Source organism: Pseudomonas sp. FeS53a, assembly GCF_000931385.1.
GTDB classification, from domain to species: domain Bacteria; phylum Pseudomonadota; class Gammaproteobacteria; order Pseudomonadales; family Pseudomonadaceae; genus Metapseudomonas; species Metapseudomonas otitidis.
Genome location: NZ_JYFT01000036.1, coordinates 27,552 through 46,130, shown reverse-complemented (window position 1 = coordinate 46,130; position 18,579 = coordinate 27,552). Strand labels below are relative to the sequence as shown.

The 18,579-nt window shown below is 69.4% G+C and carries 18 protein-coding genes; 7 read left to right on the top strand and 11 right to left on the bottom strand.

Annotated elements, in window-relative coordinates; genetic code table 11:
• Window positions 1-38: 38 nt before the first annotated feature.
• Window positions 39-494: a glycine zipper domain-containing protein gene (locus SZ55_RS10505; protein ID WP_044405328.1), complete on the top strand. Its 456-nt coding sequence runs from the start codon at window positions 39-41 to the stop codon at window positions 492-494.
• Entirely contained in the window at window positions 491-1,135 is a 645-nt protein-coding gene (locus SZ55_RS10500) for a nucleotidyltransferase family protein (RefSeq protein WP_236692405.1), read from the top strand. The genes SZ55_RS10505 and SZ55_RS10500 overlap by 4 nt, the downstream gene beginning before the upstream one ends.
• Here the strand turns inward: SZ55_RS10500 and SZ55_RS10495 are convergent.
• Window positions 1,132-1,671, bottom strand: coding sequence for a DUF2087 domain-containing protein (locus SZ55_RS10495; protein WP_044405327.1), 540 nt, complete (start codon window positions 1,669-1,671; stop codon window positions 1,132-1,134). The genes SZ55_RS10500 and SZ55_RS10495 overlap by 4 nt on opposite strands.
• A 282-nt stretch (window positions 1,672-1,953) precedes the next feature.
• Here SZ55_RS10495 and SZ55_RS27090 point away from each other — a divergent pair, with 282 nt between their 5' ends.
• Window positions 1,954-2,823, top strand: coding sequence for a substrate-binding periplasmic protein (locus SZ55_RS27090; RefSeq protein ID WP_052807578.1), 870 nt, complete (start codon window positions 1,954-1,956; stop codon window positions 2,821-2,823).
• A 20-nt stretch (window positions 2,824-2,843) separates the two neighbouring features.
• Here SZ55_RS27090 and sstT read toward each other — a convergent pair whose 3' ends face one another.
• The 5 genes from sstT to SZ55_RS10465 all read right to left on the bottom strand — a co-directional run bounded on the left by sstT (window position 2,844) and on the right by SZ55_RS10465 (window position 9,071).
• Window positions 2,844-4,091 carry a serine/threonine transporter SstT gene (gene sstT, locus SZ55_RS10485; protein WP_044405325.1) on the bottom strand — a complete coding sequence of 416 codons (1,248 nt, stop codon included), beginning with the start codon at window positions 4,089-4,091 and terminating at the stop codon, window positions 2,844-2,846.
• A 304-nt stretch (window positions 4,092-4,395) separates the two neighbouring features.
• Complete coding sequence (locus SZ55_RS10480) at window positions 4,396-4,833, bottom strand: acyl-CoA thioesterase (RefSeq protein WP_044405323.1); 438 nt, start codon at window positions 4,831-4,833, stop codon at window positions 4,396-4,398.
• Between the two features lie 11 nt (window positions 4,834-4,844).
• Window positions 4,845-6,008, bottom strand: coding sequence for an iron-containing alcohol dehydrogenase (locus SZ55_RS10475; protein ID WP_044405322.1), 1,164 nt, complete (start codon window positions 6,006-6,008; stop codon window positions 4,845-4,847).
• A 32-nt stretch (window positions 6,009-6,040) separates the two neighbouring features.
• Window positions 6,041-7,831: an acyl-CoA dehydrogenase C-terminal domain-containing protein gene (locus tag SZ55_RS10470; RefSeq protein WP_044405320.1), complete on the bottom strand. Its 1,791-nt coding sequence runs from the start codon at window positions 7,829-7,831 to the stop codon at window positions 6,041-6,043.
• Between the two features lies 1 nt (window position 7,832).
• Window positions 7,833-9,071: a 3-hydroxyacyl-CoA dehydrogenase gene (locus SZ55_RS10465; RefSeq protein ID WP_044405318.1), complete on the bottom strand. Its 1,239-nt coding sequence runs from the start codon at window positions 9,069-9,071 to the stop codon at window positions 7,833-7,835.
• A gap of 111 nt (window positions 9,072-9,182) precedes the next feature.
• Here SZ55_RS10465 and SZ55_RS10460 point away from each other — a divergent pair, with 111 nt between their 5' ends.
• The gene (locus tag SZ55_RS10460) at window positions 9,183-10,082 is read left to right on the top strand and encodes a LysR family transcriptional regulator (RefSeq protein ID WP_044405501.1); all 900 of its coding nucleotides are present in this window, start codon (window positions 9,183-9,185) and stop codon (window positions 10,080-10,082) included.
• A gap of 25 nt (window positions 10,083-10,107) precedes the next feature.
• Here SZ55_RS10460 and SZ55_RS10455 read toward each other — a convergent pair whose 3' ends face one another.
• On the bottom strand, window positions 10,108-10,914 hold the full coding sequence (locus SZ55_RS10455) for a cyclase family protein (RefSeq protein ID WP_052807577.1): 807 nt from the start codon (window positions 10,912-10,914) through the stop codon (window positions 10,108-10,110).
• A 78-nt stretch (window positions 10,915-10,992) separates the two neighbouring features.
• Here SZ55_RS10455 and SZ55_RS10450 point away from each other — a divergent pair, with 78 nt between their 5' ends.
• Window positions 10,993-11,391, top strand: coding sequence for a carboxymuconolactone decarboxylase family protein (locus SZ55_RS10450; RefSeq protein WP_044405316.1), 399 nt, complete (start codon window positions 10,993-10,995; stop codon window positions 11,389-11,391).
• A 1-nt stretch (window position 11,392) separates the two neighbouring features.
• On the opposite strand, the gene rmf is transcribed toward SZ55_RS10450, so the two are convergent.
• From rmf to SZ55_RS10430, 4 genes are all read right to left on the bottom strand, one after another.
• Window positions 11,393-11,608 (bottom strand): ribosome modulation factor, encoded by a 216-nt coding sequence (rmf, locus tag SZ55_RS10445; RefSeq protein ID WP_044405314.1) that lies wholly within the window; start codon window positions 11,606-11,608, stop codon window positions 11,393-11,395.
• 124 nt (window positions 11,609-11,732) lie between these two features.
• The gene (gshA, locus tag SZ55_RS10440; RefSeq protein WP_044405312.1) at window positions 11,733-13,319 is read right to left on the bottom strand and encodes a glutamate--cysteine ligase; all 1,587 of its coding nucleotides are present in this window, start codon (window positions 13,317-13,319) and stop codon (window positions 11,733-11,735) included.
• 123 nt (window positions 13,320-13,442) lie between these two features.
• Complete coding sequence (locus tag SZ55_RS10435; RefSeq protein ID WP_044405311.1) at window positions 13,443-13,826, bottom strand: PaaI family thioesterase; 384 nt, start codon at window positions 13,824-13,826, stop codon at window positions 13,443-13,445.
• 4 nt (window positions 13,827-13,830) lie between these two features.
• Complete coding sequence (locus SZ55_RS10430; RefSeq protein ID WP_044405309.1) at window positions 13,831-16,149, bottom strand: Tex family protein; 2,319 nt, start codon at window positions 16,147-16,149, stop codon at window positions 13,831-13,833.
• 191 nt (window positions 16,150-16,340) lie between these two features.
• On the opposite strand from SZ55_RS10430, the gene ompR reads away from it, so the two are divergent.
• On the top strand, window positions 16,341-17,072 hold the full coding sequence (gene ompR, locus SZ55_RS10425) for an osmolarity response regulator transcription factor OmpR (RefSeq protein WP_044405307.1): 732 nt from the start codon (window positions 16,341-16,343) through the stop codon (window positions 17,070-17,072).
• Between the two features lie 56 nt (window positions 17,073-17,128).
• Window positions 17,129-18,442, top strand: coding sequence for an ATP-binding protein (locus tag SZ55_RS10420; protein ID WP_044405305.1), 1,314 nt, complete (start codon window positions 17,129-17,131; stop codon window positions 18,440-18,442).
• The last annotated feature ends 137 nt before the right edge of the window (window positions 18,443-18,579 follow it).

Below are 18,579 nucleotides of genomic sequence, written 5' to 3'. Positions count from 1 at the left end.
ACATATCGCCCCACGTTCCCTACAGAGGCGTCACCTCCATGAAGCAATCCTCGGTCCTTCTCCTCTCCCTCTGCCTCGCCAGTGGCGGCGCCTTCGCCGGCGGCACTCTGGAGGCGGGCGTCGGGGGTGCACTGGGCGGGGCACTGGGCTCGGTCGTCGGCCAGTCCATCGGCGGCAACACCGGCTCGGCCATTGGCGCCGGCGTCGGCGGCGCGGCCGGCAGCGTGGTGGGGGCTGACCGCCGCAACCGTACCGAAGCCGCCATCGGCGGCGCCCTGGGCGCTGCCGGCGGCAACGTGCTCGGCCGCCAGGTCGGCGGCGACACCGGCTCGGTGGTGGGGGCCGCAGCAGGCGGTGGTGCCGGCGGTGCGCTGGGCAACTACATGGGCAATGAAAGCCGCCAGGACGAAGGCTGGCGCGACGGCCGCCATCGCGGCGAGCGCCACCACCCCGGCCGTGGCTGGGGCCCGCGCAAGCACAGGCACCACCATTGACCACGGATGATCGACCGCAACCGCCGGCCCTGACCCGGGCCGGCCCCTACCTGCACCTGCAGCGCTGGATACGGGCCGACGCCCAGCGCCTGCTGGCCCTGCGCTGCCTGGCCAGCCTCGGCCTGAAGGACGCCTGGCTGGCTGCCGGCTTCGTCCGCAACCTCGCCTGGGACCAGTTGCACGGCTACCGCCATCCCACCCCGCTCAACGACATCGACCTGATCCACTTCGACCCCGACCAGCCCGACGCCGAAGCCGACGCCCGCATCGAGGCGCACTTGTGCCAGCAGGCCGGGCACCTGCGCTGGTCGGTGAAGAACCAGGCACGCATGCACCTGCGCAACGGCGACACCCCCTACCGCGACAGCTGCGACGCCATGGCCCGCTGGCCCGAAGTGGAAACCGCCATCGGCGTGCGCCTGCGCCCCGGCGGCGGCATCGAGATCGCCACGCCCTTCGTCCAGACCGGCCTGTTTGCGTTGCGGTTGACCCCCAACCTGCAGCATCGCCACCCGCACACCTTCGCCGAGCGCGTGCAGGCAAAAGGCTGGCTGCGCCAGTGGCCACGGTTGCAGGTAGAAGACCTGCCAAGGGCCGGCGCATGGCACGCCGACCCCAGGAGCGGCACCCCGTCGCCCTAGCCGGTACGCCGGCCCAGCTGCGCCCGCAGGGCCATCGCCACGGCGTCCGGCCGCTGCTCGACACGGCGGTACTCGCGCCCGTCGGGGGTCCGCACCAGCCAGCCCGCATCCACCAGTTCGCGCCTCAGCAGCACGTGATCGCCCAGGCTCGCGGCAGTGCGGATATGAGCGTCCACCTCGCGCTCGCTCATCCGCGTGCGCGGCGGCAAGGCCATCCAGACCGCCCACAGGCAGGGTCGCCGGTGGCTGTGCTTGCCCGGCCAGCTACGCAGGCGGCCCTGCTCGTCGAAATAGCGCAGCAACCGGCGCACCAGCACATAGTCCACCGCCTCGGCGCGGGCGGGTTCGGCCAGTTGGCGCTCGGCGGCCTGGCTCGCGCGCAGGGCCTGGTAACTGCGAAAACCACGGGCACGGGCCAGCAGGTTGAGCATGTCCACATGGCTGGGCGGCCCCTCGCGCTCGCCAAGCTGGCGGACCAGCGATCGGGCCAGGGCGGAAAGGTCGGGGGTGGAGAAGGGAATGAGCGTCTTGGACACAATGCGTTCCTCGTGTGTGCCAAGTCCTCGCTGGGAGGATGTCGGGGGTCACCGGCTTCCGACGCGGCACAGGACGAGTGTCGGTCGAGGATGAGCCTGAGGCTCGTGGCAGGTTTAGCTGCCCGAATGGGCACCGGTGACGCCTGGGTGAACTGCCGACCGCGGGCGAGCATAGCGCTGGGTGACGAGTGGCTCAACCCCGTTTGGGTGAAACGCCGGGAAGCCTGTAACCTTGCACCCTTATTGTGCTGGTGCCTGTTCGCCGACTGCCGTGGAACCGTCATGGGTCCTGTCCGCCACACCCTGATCCTGCTGTGCTGCCTGTTGCTGCTGCCTGCCCTGCCCGCCCGAGCGGAACGCCTGCTGCGCGTCTGCCAATACCACGGGGCGAACTACGCCTACCGCATCGAGCTGGCCAACCTGATCCTCGCGCGCACCGCCGACCGCTACGGTGCCGCCCGCATCGCCCCCGGGGATGAGCGCCCCGATCCGTCCCAGGACCGCTGCCTGGCGCTGCTGCGCGACGGCCAGGTAGACCTCGCCTACGTACCGCCCAATGCCGAGCGCCTGGGCACCCTGAACATGCTGCCGGTGGACATGCACGCCGGCATGCTCGGCTACCGGGTGCTGATCATCCGCCGCGACCGCCAGGCCGACTTCGCCCAGGTCCAGGACGTGGAAGGCCTGCGCCGGCGCATCGGCGGCTTCGGCAGCCAGTGGAGCGACTTCCCGATCTTCGAGCGCAACCACCTGCCGGTGCTGGGCATGGCCAACCCCGGCAACCTGCTGCCGATGCTGGAACAGCGCCGCTTCGACTACTTCCACCGCGCCCTGAGCGAGGCCTGGATGGAGGTGCAGGGGCACCCGGACCTGATGGTCGAGCCGCACCTGGCCCTGCGCTACGCCATGCCGGTGTACTTCGCCTTCAACCGGGGCGATGCCGAGCTGGCCCGGCGCTTTGCCGAGGGCTTCGAACAGGTGCGTGAGGACGGCAGCTTCCGCGCGCTGTTCCTGCGCCATTACGGACACCTGGGTGACCTGGCACGGCTCGGCGAGCGGCGGATCATCGAACTGGACAGCGGCCTGCCGGCGACGGATGCCAGCCTCTGGCTGGACCCGCCGACGGCGGACGGGAAAGACGGCACGCCCTGAGGCGAGCGTGCCGGAGGGGATCAGCCGGCGTTGCCGACCTGGGCCGGATCGCGCACGTCACCGTTGGCCATGCAGGCCGCGGCGGTGAACAGCACGTCGGTGGAGGAGTTCAGCGCGGTCTCGGCGGCGTCCTGCAGGATGCCGATGATGAAGCCCACCGCCACCACCTGCATCGCCACTTCGCTGGGGATGCCGAACAGGCTGCACGCCAGCGGGATCAGCAGCAGCGAACCACCGGCCACGCCCGAGGCGCCGCAGGCGCAGACGGAGGCCACCACGCTGAGCAGGATGGCGGTGGGGATGTCCACGGCGATGCCCAGGGTCTTCACCGCCGCCAGGGTCAGCACGGTGATGGTGATGGCCGCGCCGGCCATGTTGATGGTCGCACCCAGCGGGATCGATACCGAGTAGGTGTCCTCATGCAGGCCGAGCTTCTCCGACAGCTGCAGGTTCACCGGGATGTTGGCCGCCGAGCTGCGGGTGAAGAAGGCGGTGATGCCGCTCTCGCGCAGGCAGGTCAGCACCAGCGGGAAGGGGTTGCGGCGGATCTTCCAGTAGACGATCAGCGGGTTCACCACGAAGGCCACGAACAGCATGCAGCCGATCAGCACCGCCAGCAGGTGGGCGTAGTCCGCCAGCACCTTCAGGCCGTTGGTCGCCAGGGTCGAGGCCACCAGGCCGAAGATGCCCAGCGGAGCGAAGGCGATCACCACGCGAACGATCAGCGACACGCCGTGGGACAGGTCGCTGAACACCGCGCGGGTGGTCTCGCTGCCCTGGCGGATGGCGATGCCCAGGCCGACGGCCCAGACCAGGATGCCGATGAAGTTGGCCTCCATCAGTGCCTTGACCGGGTTGGCCACCGCGCTGGAGAGCAGGCTCAGCAGCACCTCGGAGATGTTCCCGGGCGGTGCCAGCTCGTTGGCGGCGGCGCTCAGGTGCAGGGTCGAGGGGAACAGGCTGGAGGCCAGCACTGCCACCACGGCGGCGGAGAAGGTGCCGATCAGATAGAGGAACAGGATCGGGCGGATGTGGGTGCGCTCACCGGGCTTGTGGTTGCCGATGGCGGCGATCACCAGGACGAACACCAGCACCGGCGCAACGGCCTTCAGGGCGGTGACGAACAGGGTGCCGAGCAGGCCGACGGCCGCAGCCGCCTCGGGCTTGAGCACCGCCAGGAGAACGCCGGCCACCAGCCCGACGAGGATGCGCGTGACCAGGCTGGTGCCCTTCAGGCGCTGGAGGATGGAGCGGTTGGCTTGGGACATGGCAGGTTCACAGACAGGGGCCGCCGCAGCGACCGTACCAATGGACCCCCCTGCGCTCCCCCGGCCTTCACGGGAAAAAATCCCACGGGCCGCAGGGTCTTGTCGCCCTGCAGTCTGGAAGCGCAGCGGATTTGGCTGCGCATTCTGCGTGCTTGCGGCGCTTTAGGGTAGAGCGACCGGTCGGCGCACCCCGCAGGATGTCGCCATTCCGGCTGTTTAGGGTCGATCTGGTGAAAAACCCGCCGGCAAAGGCAAGAGCCGTAGCCCGGGCGTCAGCCCGGAAAGGGGCCTGCCGGCACCACGATCAGCCCGCCACCACCAGCTCCGCCAGGGCCGCGCGCAGGCGCTCGGGGATCGGCACCGGGCGGTTGCTGGCGCGATCAACGAAGACGTGGACGAAGCGGCCGGCGGCGCAGGCGTCGTCTTCACCGGCCTTGAAGATGGCCAGTTCGTACTGCACCGAGCTGTTGCCCAGCTTGCCGACCCGCAGGCCCACCTCGATGCGCTCGGGGAAGGCGATGGAGGCGAAGTAGTCGCAGGCGGAGCTGACCACGAAGCCGACGACGTCGCCGTCGTGGATGTCCAGCCCGCCCGCTTCGATCAGGTAGGTGTTCACCGCCGTGTCGAAGAAGCCGTAGTAGACGACGTTGTTCACGTGGCCATACACGTCGTTGTCGTGCCAGCGGGTGGTGATCGGCTGGAAGTGGCGGTAGTCGCTGCGCAGGTGCTGGGGTTGGTTCATGACGCTTCGTCTCAATAGGCGGCTTGGTAGATCGCCAGCGCATCGCGCTCGCTGACATCGCGCGGATTATTCACCAGCAGGCGCTGTTGCAACATGGCGTCCTTCGCCAGCTGCGGCAGCATCGCCTCGGCCACGCCGGCATCGCGCAGGCGCGTGGGCAGGCCGCTGCGCTCGCTGCAATCGGCCAGTTCGACGATGAGTTGCTCGGTGAGGTGCAGCGCGCTGCCCGGTTGCAGCTTGCGGCCCAGCACCAGCGGCGCCAGTTCGGCATAGAGCGGCGCGGCCACCTCGGCGTTGAAGCCCAGCACGTGGGGCAGCACCAGCGCATTCGAGAGCCCGTGGGGGATGTGGTAGTGCCCGCCCAGGGGATAGGCCAGGGCGTGCACCGCCGCCACCGGGGCATTGGCGAAGGCCTGCCCGGCCAGGCAGGCGCCCAACAGCATGGCCTGGCGCGCCTCGCGGTTGCGGCCGTTGTGCACCGCCTCGTCGAGGTGGGCGCAGAGCAGGCGCAGGGCCTCGCGGGCGAGCAGGTCGGACAGCGGGTTCTTCTTGTGCCGGCTGGTGTAGGCCTCGATGGCGTGGACCATGGCGTCGATGCCGGTGGCGGCGGTGACGGCAGCGGGCAGGCCGAGGGTGAGGTCGGCGTCCAGCAGCGCCAGGTCGGGCAGCAGCAGCGGCGACACCACGCCCAGCTTGGTGGTCTCGCCGGTAGTGACGATGGCGATGGGGGTGACTTCCGAGCCGGTGCCGGCGGTGGTCGGCACCTGGATCAGCGGCAGGCGCCGGCCCCGGGCGTTGCCGACGCCGTAGAGGTCCTGGAGCCCCTGCCCGCACGCCGGGTGGGCCAGCAGCGCCACCAGCTTGGCCACGTCCATGGAGCTGCCACCACCGAAGCCGATCACCAGTTCGGCGCGCAGGGCCTTCGCCTGGTCCACCGCCTGCAGCACCACCGCCTCCGGCGGGTCCGCCTGCACCTGGTCGAACACCTCCACCGCCAGGCCGGCGGCGGCGAAGCCCGGGAGGATCGGGTCGAGCATGCCCAGGCGGGTGATGCCCGGGTCGGTGATGACCAGTACGCGCCGGGCCTCGCGTTCGCGGCACAGTTCGGCGAGGCGGGTGGCGGAGCCGGATTCGCAGAGGATCTGCGCAGTGGTGGCAAAGCTGAAGGGCTGCATGGGGCGTCCTCTTGTTGTTGTGTGGCCCGGGCTCAGAAGGCGAAGTGCGCCTCCGGCAACGCCATCAGGCAGTCGGCGCCGCCGAGCAGCGCCTCGCGGTGGCCGCTGGCCCGTGGCAGCACGCGGCGCAGGTAGAAGCGCGCGCTGTGCAGCTTGGCCTGGTAGAAGTCGGCTTCGCCGGTGCCGCTGGCCAGGGCCTGGCGGGCACGGCCGGCGGCCTGCAGCCAGAGCGCGGCGAGCAGCACGTAGGCGGCGTACTGAAGGTAGTCCACCGAGCAGGCGCCGATCTCCTGGGGGTCGTGCCGGGCGCGGTCGAGCACCGTGGCGGTGAGGTCGCGCCATTCGTGCAGGCGCGCCAGCACGGCGCCCGCCGCTTCGGCCAGCTCGGTATCGCCCAGCAGGGCGTCGGCCTGGGCGGTGAGTTCGTCCACCAGTGCGAACAGTTCGGCGCCGCCGTCGCCCATCAGCTTGCGGCGGATCAGGTCGAGGGCCTGGATGCCGTTGGTGCCTTCGTAGATCTGGGTGATGCGGCTGTCACGCATCAGCTGCTCCATGCCCCACTCGCGGATGTAGCCGTGGCCGCCGTAGACCTGCACGCCGAGGCTGGCGACCTCCTGGCCCATGTCGGTGAGGAAGGCCTTGACGATGGGGATCAGCAGCGCAGCACGACGGCTGGCGGCGCGGCGCACGTCGGCGTCCGGGGCGGCGTGTTCCAGGTCCAGCTGGCGTGCGCAGTAGGCGGCCAGCATGCGGCTGCCTTCGGTGAGGGTCTTCTGGGTCAGCAACATGCGCCGCACATCGGGGTGCACGATGATCGGGTCGGCCGCCTTGCCCGGCTCGGCCGGGCCGGTCAGCGCGCGGGATTGCAGGCGCTCGCGGGCATAGGCCAGCGCGCCCTGGAAGGCGCGTTCGGCGATGCCCAGGCCCTGCAGGCCGACCTGGAAACGGGCGTCGTTCATCATGGTGAACATGCAGGCCAGGCCCTGGTTGGCCTCGCCCACCAGCCAGCCGGTGGCGCCGTCGAAGTTCATCACGCAGGTGGCGGCGCCCTTGATGCCCATCTTGTGCTCGATGGCCCCGCAGGACAGGGCGTTGCGCGCCCCCGGGGTACCGTCGGGGTTGGCGATGAACTTGGGCACCAGCAGCAGCGAGATGCCCTTCACCCCGGCGGGGGCATCGGGCAGGCGCGCCAGCACCAGGTGGACGATGTTCTCGGAGAAGTCCTGCTCGCCACCGCTGATGAAGATCTTGCTGCCGCTGACCGCGTAGCTGCCGTCGGCCCGGGGCTCGGCGCGGGTGCGCAGCAGGGCCAGGTCGGTGCCGGCCTGGGGCTCGGTGAGGCACATGGTGCCGGTCCACACGCCGCTGACCATCTTGCCCAGGTAGTCGCGCTTGAGGGCCTCGCTGCCGTGTGTGTGCAGCGCCAGCACCGCGCCTTCGGTAAGGCCGGAATAGACGCGGAAGGACAGGCTGGCGGCCATCAGCATCTCGTGGAAGCTGGCGGCCACCAGCTGCGGGAAGCCCTGGCCGCCGTGCTCCACCGGGCCGGTCATGCTGGCCCAGCCGTTGTCGCAGTACTGCTGGTAGGCCTCGCGGAAGCCCGTGGGGGTGGTGACGACGCCGCCTTCGAGGGTCACGCCCTCTTCGTCGCTGGCGCGGTTGAGCGGGGCGATGACTTCGCCGGTGTAGCGCGCGCCTTCTTCCAGCACGCCGTCGATCAGCTCGCGGTCCAGGCCATTGCCCAGCCGTTCGCAGTGGCCGGCGGCGTCGAACAGTTCATGGAGCACGAAGCGCATGTCGCGCAGGGGGGCGGTGTAGCTCATTTCAGGCCTCCAGGCGGTAGTCGGCGAAGCCCCGGCCTTCGGCGGCCAGGCGCTGGATCAGGGCGGCGGGTTGCCAGTGCAGGCCGTGGCGGCCGGCGAGGTATTCCAGGCGCTCGCGCAGGGCCTCCAGGCCCTGGCCGTCGGCCCAGCTCATGGGGCCGCCCTTGTCGGCAGGGAAGCCGTAGCCGTTGAGGTAGACGGTGTCGATGTCGGCGCTGGAGGCGGCGATGCCCTCTTCGAGGATCTTCGCGCCTTCGTTGACCAGGGCCAGCAGGCAGCGCTCGAGGATTTCCTCCTGCCCGATGGCCCGGCGCTGGAAGCCGAGCTGCTCGGAGACGGCCAGCACCAGGGCGTCCACTTCCGGGTCATGCTCGGCCTGGCGGCTGCCTTCGGCGTAGCGGTAGTAGCCCATGCGCGACTTCTGGCCGAAGCGGCCAAGGGCGCAGAGGCGGTTGTCCACCTGCACCGCCGGGTCGTCCTGGCCCTTGCCGGACAGCTCGCGGGCGCGCCATTCGAGGTCGATGCCGACCACGTCGTACATGCGGAACGGGCCCATGGCGAAGCCGAAGGCCTGCAGGGCGGCGTCCACCTGGTGGGGGAAGGCACCTTCCAGCAGCATCATCCGCGCCTCGCGGACGTAGGTGTGGAGCATGCGGTTGCCGATGAAGCCGTCGCAGTTGCCGGCGACGACGCTGACCTTGCCCATGCGCTTGCCCAGGTCCAGGGCAGCGTCCAGCACCGGCTGGGCGGTCCTGGCGCCGCGCACGATCTCCAGCAGCTTCATGATGTGCGCCGGGCTGAAGAAGTGCAGGCCGAGGACCTGCTCGGGACGGGCGGTGACGGCGGCGATGGCATCGATGTCCAGCGCCGAGGTGTTGCTGGCGAGGATGGCCGAGGGTTTCAGCCGGGCATCCAGCTCGCGGAAGATCTGCTGCTTGAGGTCGAGGTTCTCGTAGACCGCTTCGATCACCAGGTCCACCTCGGCCAGGTCGGCATAGCCCTGCACCGGCTGGATGCGCGCGCGGCGGGCGGCGGCCTCGGCTTCGTCGATGCGGCCCTGGCGCACGTTGTGGGCGTAGGTGTCGGCCACCACGCCCAATCCCTGTTCGAGCATCTGCGGGTTGCTGTCCAGCCAGCACACGGGAATGCCGGCGCTGGCCAGGCTCATGACGATGCCGCGGCCCATGGTGCCGGCGCCGATCACGGCGGCGTGCTGGATGTCGTAGGGGGTGCGGGTCATTGCCTCGTCCTCTTGTTGTTCTGGGGGTGGGGAGCGTGAAAGCCGTGGAACACAGTAAGGAAGCCGGTACTATTTTTGAAATTTAGTCTTGTGATAGGCCGCATTCCCGTCGTGAATATTTCCAACTTCGACCTGAACCTGCTGCGGGTGCTCGATGCCCTGCTGCGCGAACGCAGCGTGTCCCGCGCGGCGGAGCGCCTGGCGCTGAGCCAGCCGGCGGTGAGCAACGCCCTGAACCGCCTGCGGGAGCTGCTCGGCGACCCGCTGCTGACCCGCGTGGGCCGGGGCATGCAGCCCACGGCACGGGCCCTGGCGCTGGAGATGCCGATCCGCGCGGCGCTGCGCCAGATCGAGCAGAGCCTGGTGACCGGCGAGGGCTTCGACCCGGCACGCAGCCAGCAGCGCTTCACCATCGCGGTAACCGACTACGTGGAGCTGATCGCCATGCCCCGGCTGCTGCAGCAGCTGGCCCTGGAGGCGCCGGGGCTACGCATCGCCATCCGCCACCTGACCCCGAGCCTGCCGGCCGAGGCGCTGGACCAGGGCGAGCTGGACCTGGTGCTGGGGCGCTTCGAGCGCATCCCGGCGCGCTTCCGGGCACGGCGCTGGATGAGCGAGAGCCTGCGCCTCGTGGCCCGCCGCGATCACCCGCAGCTGCAACAGGCGCCGGACCTGGCGACCTTCCTGAGGCTACGCCACCTGTGGGTGCATGGGGGCCAGACCAAAGGCATGGTGGACCAGTGGCTGGGGGAACAGGGCCTGGCGCGGGACATCGTCTACACCACGCCGAACTACCTGCAGGCGGCCCACATCGTGGCCGGCACCGACCTCACGGTGGTGCTGCCGGCGCGGCTGGCGGCGCACTTCGCGCGGTTGCTGCCGCTCGCCGTGCACCCCCTGCCCTTCGCCCTGGGGCCGTTCCACCTGGACCTGGTGAGCCTGGCCCAGCGCGACTCCGACGCGGCGCTGGGCTGGCTGGTGGAGCAGTTGATGGGGGTCGGCCAGGCCTGAGCGGCCGGGCCGGGTGGGATGCAGGTCAGGGCAGGATGGCGAAGACGCGGGCGGGGAAGCCGGTGCCACGGGCTATCTTCGGGAAGCTGACCACGGCCAGGGCGCCGGCCTCGGGCACCTGGTCGAGGTTGGCGAGCAGCTCGATCTGGTAGTGGTCCTTGCCGAGGATGTAGGACTCCAGGGAGTAGTCGTCCTTGCTGGTGGCGATGCCCGGGTCGGTGTCGGTGGTCTCGTGGCCGGAGGCGGTGATCTTGCGGGTCTCGTAGAGGTACACCAGGGCCTCCTTGCTCCAGCCGGGGTAGTGGGCCACGCCCTGGGCGTCGGCGTTCTGGATCTTCTCCTGGCTCGGCCAGCGCTTGGACCAGTCGCTGCGCAGGGCGACGAAGGCGCCTTCGGGCACCGGGCCGTGCTTGGCCTCCCAGGCCTTCACGTCGGCCAGGGTCAGCACGTAGTCGGGGTTCTTCGCCGCCTGCTGGTGGATGTCCAGCACCACCAGGGGCAGCAACTGCTCCTTCACGTCGATCTGGTCGATGCTGCGCAGGCCCTTGTGGAAGTGCACGGGCGGGTCGACGTGGGTGCCCCATTGGCCGACGTGGGTGTAGAGGTCCACCTGGAAGCCGTCCTTGTCGACGGTGTAGAGGGTCTTGCGCTGGGCGTTGTCGAAGCCCTTCCAGTGCGGGACCTGTTCGTCGTAGGGGTGGGTCAGGTCGACCCAGGTCTTGCTCTTCAGCGTGGCGTAGGTGTCCCAGAGCCCGGGTTGGGCGGCCTGGGCCAGCAACGGCAGCAACAGGGGAAGGGTGAGGGCCAGACGGCCCAGACGGTGTTTCGACATGACCATGCTCCTGGGTGGTATGACGGTACGGGCGGCTGCCTATACTGCGCTGCCTAATAACCTAAAAGGAGAAACACCATGTCGTCTAAGCACTTGATCGAATATGCAAATGCCTCGCCTGAAGTCCGTGCGGTCTACGACGACATCATGGCCACCCGCCAGGTGGACCAGGTGAACAACTTCTGGAAGGCCCTCGCCCGTCACCCGCAGACCCTGCGCCGTACCTGGGAAAGCCTGAAGGAGGTGATGGTGGCGGACGGCGAGCTGGACCCGCTGACCAAGGAACTGATCTACATCGCGGTGAGCGTGACCAACAACTGCGGCTACTGCGTGGGCTCGCACACGGCGGCGGCGCGCAAGGCGGGCATGAGCGAGGCGATGTTCGGCGAGCTGCAGGCGGTGGTGGCGATGGCCAACGAGACCAACCGGCTGGCCATCGGCTACCGGGTGCCGCTGGACGCGGCGTTCGAGGAGTGACTCAGGCGATGCGCGGCGGGCGCTGCAGTTCGTACTGGTCATGGCCGTCGTCCCAGCCGGCCTCCCAGGCCGCTGCGAGGACGTCCGCCGCGTAGGGTTGCGGGTCGATGGGCTGGCCGGTGAGACCGGCCATGTAGCCCTGCTGGTAGGCCTTGTTCAGGTCTTCCAGGCTCCACAGCGGCGGAGCGGGCTCTTGATCGTGATCGGGCGGCGCCATGACGCAGGCTCGCAGAAGGGTTCAGGCACCATGCTAGCCGTCGGCTTTCCGGCATGGATGGCCACTTGTCCCACCTGGAGCCCCAGCTTGTCGGTTTTGTGACGCGGCGCTCGCTCCGTTTGCCTCAGTTGCTCAGCAGCCCGAGGATGCTGGCCTGGTAGGCGGCGACGAAGGTGTCGAAGTCCCCCTCGGGCTCGGCTTCCAGGCGTGCCTGCTCCTCCAGCGACGAGCGGGCCATGGCTTCGAAGCGCTCCACGTCGGCAGCGTCCAGCGGGCGCTCGCGGAACGCGCGGGCATGGGCCTCGCTCTGGCGCAGGGCGAACTGGCTGAAGCTCTCACCCCGTTCGCGCAGCTCCGCCAGCACCTGGGCCGACGGCGTCAGGGACGGGTCCTCGACCTTGCGACGCTGTTCGGCCAGGGCCTGGGCGTGGGCTTCGCCGCCCTGGGCGCGGTCCAGCAGCGCGGCGGTCTGGGCGATGCGGTCCAGCAGTTCGCCGGCCCACTCCACCAGGCCGATCTCGCCGTCAGGGCGCTGCAGGCGCAGGCCCGGACGGCGGCCTTCCTTGACCACCCGCTGGAAGTTGTCGGTGCAGGCGCGGCACTCGTCGCCGGCCATCGGCGGGCTGTCGGCCAGGGCGCAGTAGAGCAGGAAGGCGTCGAGGAAGCGCGACTCGGTGAGGTCGATGCCCAGCGGCAGGAAGGGGTTGATGTCCAGGCAGCGCACTTCGACGTACTGCACGCCACGGGCCATCAGGGCCTGGATCGGGCGTTCGCCGGTGTAGGTGACGCGCTTGGGGCGGATCGAGGAGTAGTACTCGTTCTCGATCTGGATGACGTTGGTGTTCAGCTGCACCCACTCGCCGTTCTGCTTGGTGCCGATCTCGGCATAGGGCGGGTACGGCGTGGAAACGGCCTGGCGCAGGCTCGACAGGTAGCTGTCGAGGCTGTTGTAGCAGGGCGTCAGGCCGGCCTGGGCGTTGTTCTGGTAGCCCAGGTCGCTCATGCGCAGGCTGGTGGCCCAGGGCAGGTAGAGGGTGTCGGCATCGAGGCGGTCGAGGTCGTGGGGACGGCCGCGCAGGAAGTTCTCGTCCAGCGCCGGGGCGGCGCCGAACAGGTACATCAGCAGCCAGCTGTAGCGGCGGAAGTTGCGGATCATGGCGATGTAGCGCGCCGACTGGTAGTCGCGCTCGCTCTGGGTATCGCCCTCGGCCGCCTTGAGCAGCGGCCACAACGCCTCGGGCAGGGAGAAGTTGTAGTGGATGCCGGCGATGCACTGCATGGTCTTGCCATAGCGCACGGCCAGGCCACGCCGGTAGACGTACTTCAGCCGGCCGATGGGCGAGGTGCCGTAGTGGGCGATGGGGATGGCCTCCTCGCTCGGCAGGCGGCCGGGCATGGAGGCGCTCCACAGGTATTCGCCGTCCAGCTTCTGGTAGGTGAAGCGGTGGATGCGGTCGAGGTCGTCGAGGGTGGCGGCGGGGTCGTGCTCGGTGGGGGTGATGAATTCGAGCAGCGACTCGGAGTAGTCGGTGGTGATCTGCCCGTGGGTCAGGGCCGAACCCAGGGCCACCGGGTGGTCGGTCAGGGCCAGCTGGCCACGCGGGTCGACGCGCAGGCATTCACGCTCGATGCCGTGCAGGCACTGGGTCAGCAGGGACAGGTTGGCTCGCTCGCCAAGCAGCGCCAGGCGGCGGGAGAGAAGGTCGCTCAATTTGGAATCCTGTGGGTCCCAGTGGACAGTCGCCCCAATATGAGGGTGGACTGATCGGTCTACAAGGGGCGGACATGACTGCGTTGTCGCTTCGTCCAGAATAGAGCGTCGCCGTCCTGGCGCTTACAGCTGGGCGAAGGTGCCTTGTCCCTTGGCGACCAGCTTGTCGCCCTGGAGCACGTCGGCCTCGACCACCAGGGTGCGCGAGCCGGCGTGCAGCACGCGGGCCCGGCAGGTGATCTCGCCGTCGGCCACGGGGCGGATGTAGTTGATCTTGCATTCGATGGTGGCGCTGCGTCGGTCGAAGCCGTGGACGCTGGTGCAGGCCAGGCCCATGGCGATGTCCAGCAGGGTGAAGATCGCCCCGCCGTGCATCACCTGGCCCCGGTTGCGCAGGTGCTCGCCCATGGGCAGGCGGGCCTCGGCGACACCGTCGCCGAGGCTCACCGCTTCGATGCCGAGCAGCCGGCTGAAGGCGCTGGCGGTCTGCGGGTCATCGAGTGCCATGGCCTTACTTCTTCTTGATCTGCTTGGCGTTGGCGAACAGCGAGGCCATGGCGTTGTTCGCCGGGGCCGCCTGCTGCTGGCGCGGGGCACCGCGATCAGGGCGCTGGCCGCCCTGCGGACGACCGCCGCCGCGCGGGCCCTCGACCTTCTCGCCGGGGGTGTCGCTCATGCGCATGGACAGGCCGACGCGGTTGCGCGGGATGTCCACCTCCATGACCTTGACCTTGACGATGTCGCCGGCCTTGACCACCTCGTACGGGTCCTTGACGAACTTCTCCGACAGCGCGGAGATGTGCACCAGGCCGTCCTGGTGGACGCCGATGTCGACGAAGGCACCGAAGTTGGTGACGTTGGTCACCACGCCTTCCAGCACCATGCCGGGCTTGAGGTCCTTGAGGCTCTCGACGCCGTCCTGGAACTCGGCGGTCTTGAACTCGGGACGCGGGTCGCGGCCGGGCTTGTCCAGTTCCTTGAGGATGTCGGTGACGGTGGGCAGGCCGAAGGTCTCGTCGGTGAACTTGGCCGGGTCCAGGCGCTTGAGGAAGCCCGAGTCGCCGATCAGGGTGCGGATGTCGCGGCCGGTATCGGCGGCGATGCGCTGCACCAGCGGGTAGGTCTCCGGGTGCACGCCCGAGGCGTCCAGCGGGTTGTCGCCGTTCATCACGCGGAGGAAGCCGGCGGCCTGCTCGAAGGTCTTCTCGCCGAGGCGGCTGACCTTCTTCAGTTCGTCGCGGGTCTTGAACGCGCCGTTGGCATCGCGGTAGGTGACGATGTTCTGCGCCAGGGTGCTGTTGAGGCCGGAGATGCGCGCCAGCAGGGCGGCGGAAGCGGTGTTCACGTCCACGCCGACGGCGTTCACGCAGTCCTCGACCACGGCGTCCAGGCTGCGCGCCAGCTGCAGCTGGGAGACGTCGTGCTGGTACTGGCCGACGCCGATGGATTTCGGGTCGATCTTCACCAGCTCGGCCAGCGGGTCCTGCAGGCGGCGGGCGATGGAGACGGCGCCACGCAGGGACACGTCCAGCTCGGGGAATTCCTTGGCCGCCAGTTCCGAGGCGGAGTACACCGAGGCGCCGGCCTCGCTGACCATGATCTTGGTGAGCTTCAGGCCCGGCAGCTTGCGCACCAGCTCGCCGGCCAGCTTGTCGGTCTCGCGGCTGGCGGTGCCGTTGCCGATGGCGATCAGCTCGACGCCGTGCTTGGCGCAGAGCTTGCCGAGGGTGGCCAGGGTCTCGTCCCACTTGTTGTGGGGCACGTGGGGGTAGACGGTGGCGGTGTCCAGCAGCTTGCCAGTGGCATCCACCACGGCCACCTTGCAGCCGGTGCGCAGGCCCGGGTCCAGGCCCAGGGTGCAGCGCGGCCCGGCCGGGGCGGCCAGCAGCAGGTCATGCAGGTTGCGGGCGAAGACGTTGATCGCCTCGGTCTCGGCGGCTTCGCGCAGCTCGCCCAGCAGGTCGGTCTCCAGGTGGGTGTAGAGCTTGACCTTCCAGGTCCAGCGCACCACCTCGCCCAGCCACTTGTCGGCGGCGCGGCCCTGGTCCTTCACGCCGAAGCGCTCGCCGATCATCACCTCGCAGGGGTGCAGGGTGCCCGGCAGTTCCTCGCCCACCTTCAGGGCGATGCTCAGCACGCCCTCGTTGCGCCCGCGGAAGATCGCCAGGGCACGGTGGGACGGCACGCCCTTGAGGGCTTCGTCGTGCTCGAAGTAGTCGCTGAACTTGGCGCCTTCCTGCTCCTTGCCGGCCACCAGGCGGGCGGACAGGGTGGCGTTGTCCTTGAGGTAGCTGCGCAGGCTGGCCAGCAGGGTGGCGTCCTCGGCGAAGCGCTCCATGAGGATGTACTTGGCGCCTTCCAGCACGGCCTTGGTGTCGGCGAAGCCCTTCTCGGCATCGATGAAGCGCGCGGCTTCGGCCTCCGGGGCCAGGCTCGGGTCGGCGAACAGCGCATCGGCCAGCTCGCCCAGGCCGGCTTCCAGGGCGATCTGGCCCTTGGTGCGGCGCTTCTGCTTGTAGGGGAGGTAGAGGTCTTCGAGGCGGGTCTTGGTGTCGGCCAGCTTGATCTCGCGGGCCAGTTCCGGAGTCAGCTTGCCCTGCTCCTCGATGCTGGCGAGGATCGCGCCACGGCGGTCCTCCATCTCGCGCAGGTAGCGCAGGCGCTCTTCCAGGGTGCGCAGCTGGGTGTCGTCCAGGCTGCCGGTGACTTCCTTCCGGTAACGGGCGATGAAGGGCACGGTGGAGCCCTCGTCTAGCAGGGCAACGGCGGCGGCGACTTGCTGCGGGCGTACACCCAGCTCTTCAGCGATACGGTTGTTGATGCTGTCCATTGAGAAAAAACACACCTGTAAGCAACGGAAGAACCGGCCGGCAAGGGCCCGGCCGGGCAAAAGAGCGGCGCATTATAAACACCGGCCCGCGCCGGCCAGGGAACCGTTGGGGGAAAAATCTGCTAACAATGGACGGGCCGCCGCACCGGTGGCCTGAGCGATAATGCCGCGCCGAAGAATCTGGAGTGACCATGAGCAGCATCCCCAACGCCGAGGGTGAAAAGATCCTGATCGTCGACGACGACGCGCGCCTGCGCCGTCTGCTCGAACGCTTCTTCGAGGAACAGGGCTACCGCGTGCGCGCGGTGGAAAACGTCGAGCAGATGGACCGCCTGCTGGCCCGCGAGCTCTTCCACCTGCTGGTGCTGGACCTGATGCTGCCCGGCGAGGACGGCCTCTCCGCCTGCCGCCGCCTGCGCGCCTCGAACAACCAGGTGCCGATCATCATGCTCACCGCCAAAGGCGACGAATCCAGCCGCATCCAGGGCCTGGAGCTGGGCGCCGACGACTACCTGGCCAAGCCCTTCAACCCGCGCGAGCTGCTGGCCCGGGTCAAGGCCGTGCTGCGCCGCCAGGCGCCCCAGGTGCCGGGCGCGCCGTCCAGCGAGGACGAGGTGGTCAGCTTCGGCGAGTACGAGCTGTCCCTGGCCACCCGCGAGCTCAAGCGCGGCGATGACGTGCACATGCTCACCACCGGCGAATTCGCCGTGCTCAAGGCCCTGGTCCAGCACGCCCGCGAACCGCTGACCCGCGACAAGCTGATGAACCTGGCCCGTGGCCGCGAGTGGGACGCCCTGGAGCGCTCCATCGACGTGCAGATCTCGCGCCTGCGCCGGCTGATCGAACCCGACCCGTCCAAGCCGCGCTACATCCAGACCGTCTGGGGCGTCGGCTACGTCTTCGTGCCGGACGGCAACAAGTGAACCTTCCCGCCGCGCGCCCTCCGCGCGGCACGTCCGCCCCCGGCACCCGCCCGCCCATGAAAGCGCCCTACTGGTTCCCGCAGAGCTTCTTCTCCCGCACCCTCTGGCTGGTGCTCATCGTCGTGCTGTTCTCCAAGGCGCTGACCCTGGTGTACCTGATGATGAACGAGGACGTGCTGGTGGACCGCCAGTACAGCCACGGCGCGGCGCTGACCCTGCGCGCCTACTGGGCCGCCAGCGAGGGCGAGCGCGACCAGCTGGCCCGCGCCGCCGGCCTGGCCCGGGTGAGCCAGGAGGACGTGCCACAGACGGAACAGCACTGGCCCTACAGCGAGATCTTCGAACGGCAGATGCAGACCGAACTGGGCCCGCAGACCGAAGTCCGCCTGCGCGCCAAGAGCCCGCCGGCGCTCTGGGTCCATGCTCCCAGCCTCGGCCCGGACTGGGTGCGCATCCCGCTCTACCCGCACCCGCTGCGCGGCCAGCGCATCTGGAGCGTGCTCGGCTGGTTCCTCGGCATCGGCCTGCTGTCCACCGCCGCCGCCTGGATCTTCGTGCGCCAGCTCAACGCCCCGCTCAAGCGCCTGGTGTTCGCCGCCCGCCACCTCGGCCAGGGCCGCAGCGTGCGCCTGCCGGTGAGCGACACGCCCAGCGAGATGACCGAGGTGTACCGCGCCTTCAACCAGATGGCCGAAGACGTCGAGCAGGCCGCCCGCGAGCGCGAGCTGATGCTGGCCGGCGTCTCCCATGACCTGCGCACGCCGCTGACCCGCCTGCGGCTGTCCCTGGAGCTGATGAGCGCCGACTCGGAGCTGACCGAGGACATGGTCCGCGACATCGAGGACATGGACGCCATCCTCGACCAGTTCCTCGCCTTCATCCGCGATGGCCGCGACGAACGCGTGGAGGAAATGGACCTGGGCGAACTGGTGCGCGAGGTGGTGGCGCCCTACAACCAGCAGGAGGAACAGGTGCGCCTGTGCCTGGAGCCGGTGCCGCCGGTGCCGCTGCGCCGGGTGTCGATGAAGCGCCTGCTCGCCAACCTCATCGAGAACGCCCTGCGCTACGGCAACAACGGTGTGGAAGTGGCGGCCTACGTGGCCGGCGACCACGCCGCGCCCTACGTGGTGCTGAGCGTGCTGGACCGCGGCCAGGGCATCGACCCGGCCGAGCTGGGCGACATCTTCAACCCCTTCATCCGCGGCGACCGCGCCCGGGGTGGCAAGGGCACCGGCCTGGGGTTGGCCATCGTCAAGCGCATCGCCGCCCAGCACGGCGGCAGCGTTGAGCTGCGCAACCGCTCCGGCGGCGGCCTGGAAGCCCGCGTCTGCCTGCCCCTGGGGCTGCTGCTGCCGCGCGACGCGGCCTGAGTCCATCGCGCCTGCAAACCCCGGGTCGCCTGGCCGGCCCGGGGCCCTCCTGCCTTCTGTCGACGCGCCGCAACGGCGCTCATTTCGATAGTGTCACTTTGCCCTGATCCACGTACTCTAGGCGCCCTGAACCCTGC

Bases quoted from the DNA above. Each gene is read 5' to 3' on its own strand.
- sstT (WP_044405325.1), bottom strand. From the start codon at position 4,091: ATGTCCCAAGCCAACCGCTCCATCCTCCAGCGCCTGAAGGGCACCAGC.
- SZ55_RS27090 (WP_052807578.1), top strand. From the start codon at position 1,954: ATGGGTCCTGTCCGCCACACCCTGATCCTGCTGTGCTGCCTGTTGCTG.
- SZ55_RS10480 (WP_044405323.1), bottom strand. From the start codon at position 4,833: ATGAACCAACCCCAGCACCTGCGCAGCGACTACCGCCACTTCCAGCCG.
- SZ55_RS10420 (WP_044405305.1), top strand. From the start codon at position 17,129: ATGAAAGCGCCCTACTGGTTCCCGCAGAGCTTCTTCTCCCGCACCCTC.
- SZ55_RS10435 (WP_044405311.1), bottom strand. From the start codon at position 13,826: ATGGCACTCGATGACCCGCAGACCGCCAGCGCCTTCAGCCGGCTGCTC.
- SZ55_RS10505 (WP_044405328.1), top strand. From the start codon at position 39: ATGAAGCAATCCTCGGTCCTTCTCCTCTCCCTCTGCCTCGCCAGTGGC.
- rmf (WP_044405314.1), bottom strand. From the start codon at position 11,608: ATGGCGCCGCCCGATCACGATCAAGAGCCCGCTCCGCCGCTGTGGAGC.
- SZ55_RS10465 (WP_044405318.1), bottom strand. From the start codon at position 9,071: ATGACCCGCACCCCCTACGACATCCAGCACGCCGCCGTGATCGGCGCC.
- SZ55_RS10450 (WP_044405316.1), top strand. From the start codon at position 10,993: ATGTCGTCTAAGCACTTGATCGAATATGCAAATGCCTCGCCTGAAGTC.
- SZ55_RS10470 (WP_044405320.1), bottom strand. From the start codon at position 7,831: ATGAGCTACACCGCCCCCCTGCGCGACATGCGCTTCGTGCTCCATGAA.
- SZ55_RS10455 (WP_052807577.1), bottom strand. From the start codon at position 10,914: ATGTCGAAACACCGTCTGGGCCGTCTGGCCCTCACCCTTCCCCTGTTG.
- SZ55_RS10430 (WP_044405309.1), bottom strand. From the start codon at position 16,149: ATGGACAGCATCAACAACCGTATCGCTGAAGAGCTGGGTGTACGCCCG.
- ompR (WP_044405307.1), top strand. From the start codon at position 16,341: ATGAGCAGCATCCCCAACGCCGAGGGTGAAAAGATCCTGATCGTCGAC.
- SZ55_RS10475 (WP_044405322.1), bottom strand. From the start codon at position 6,008: ATGCAGCCCTTCAGCTTTGCCACCACTGCGCAGATCCTCTGCGAATCC.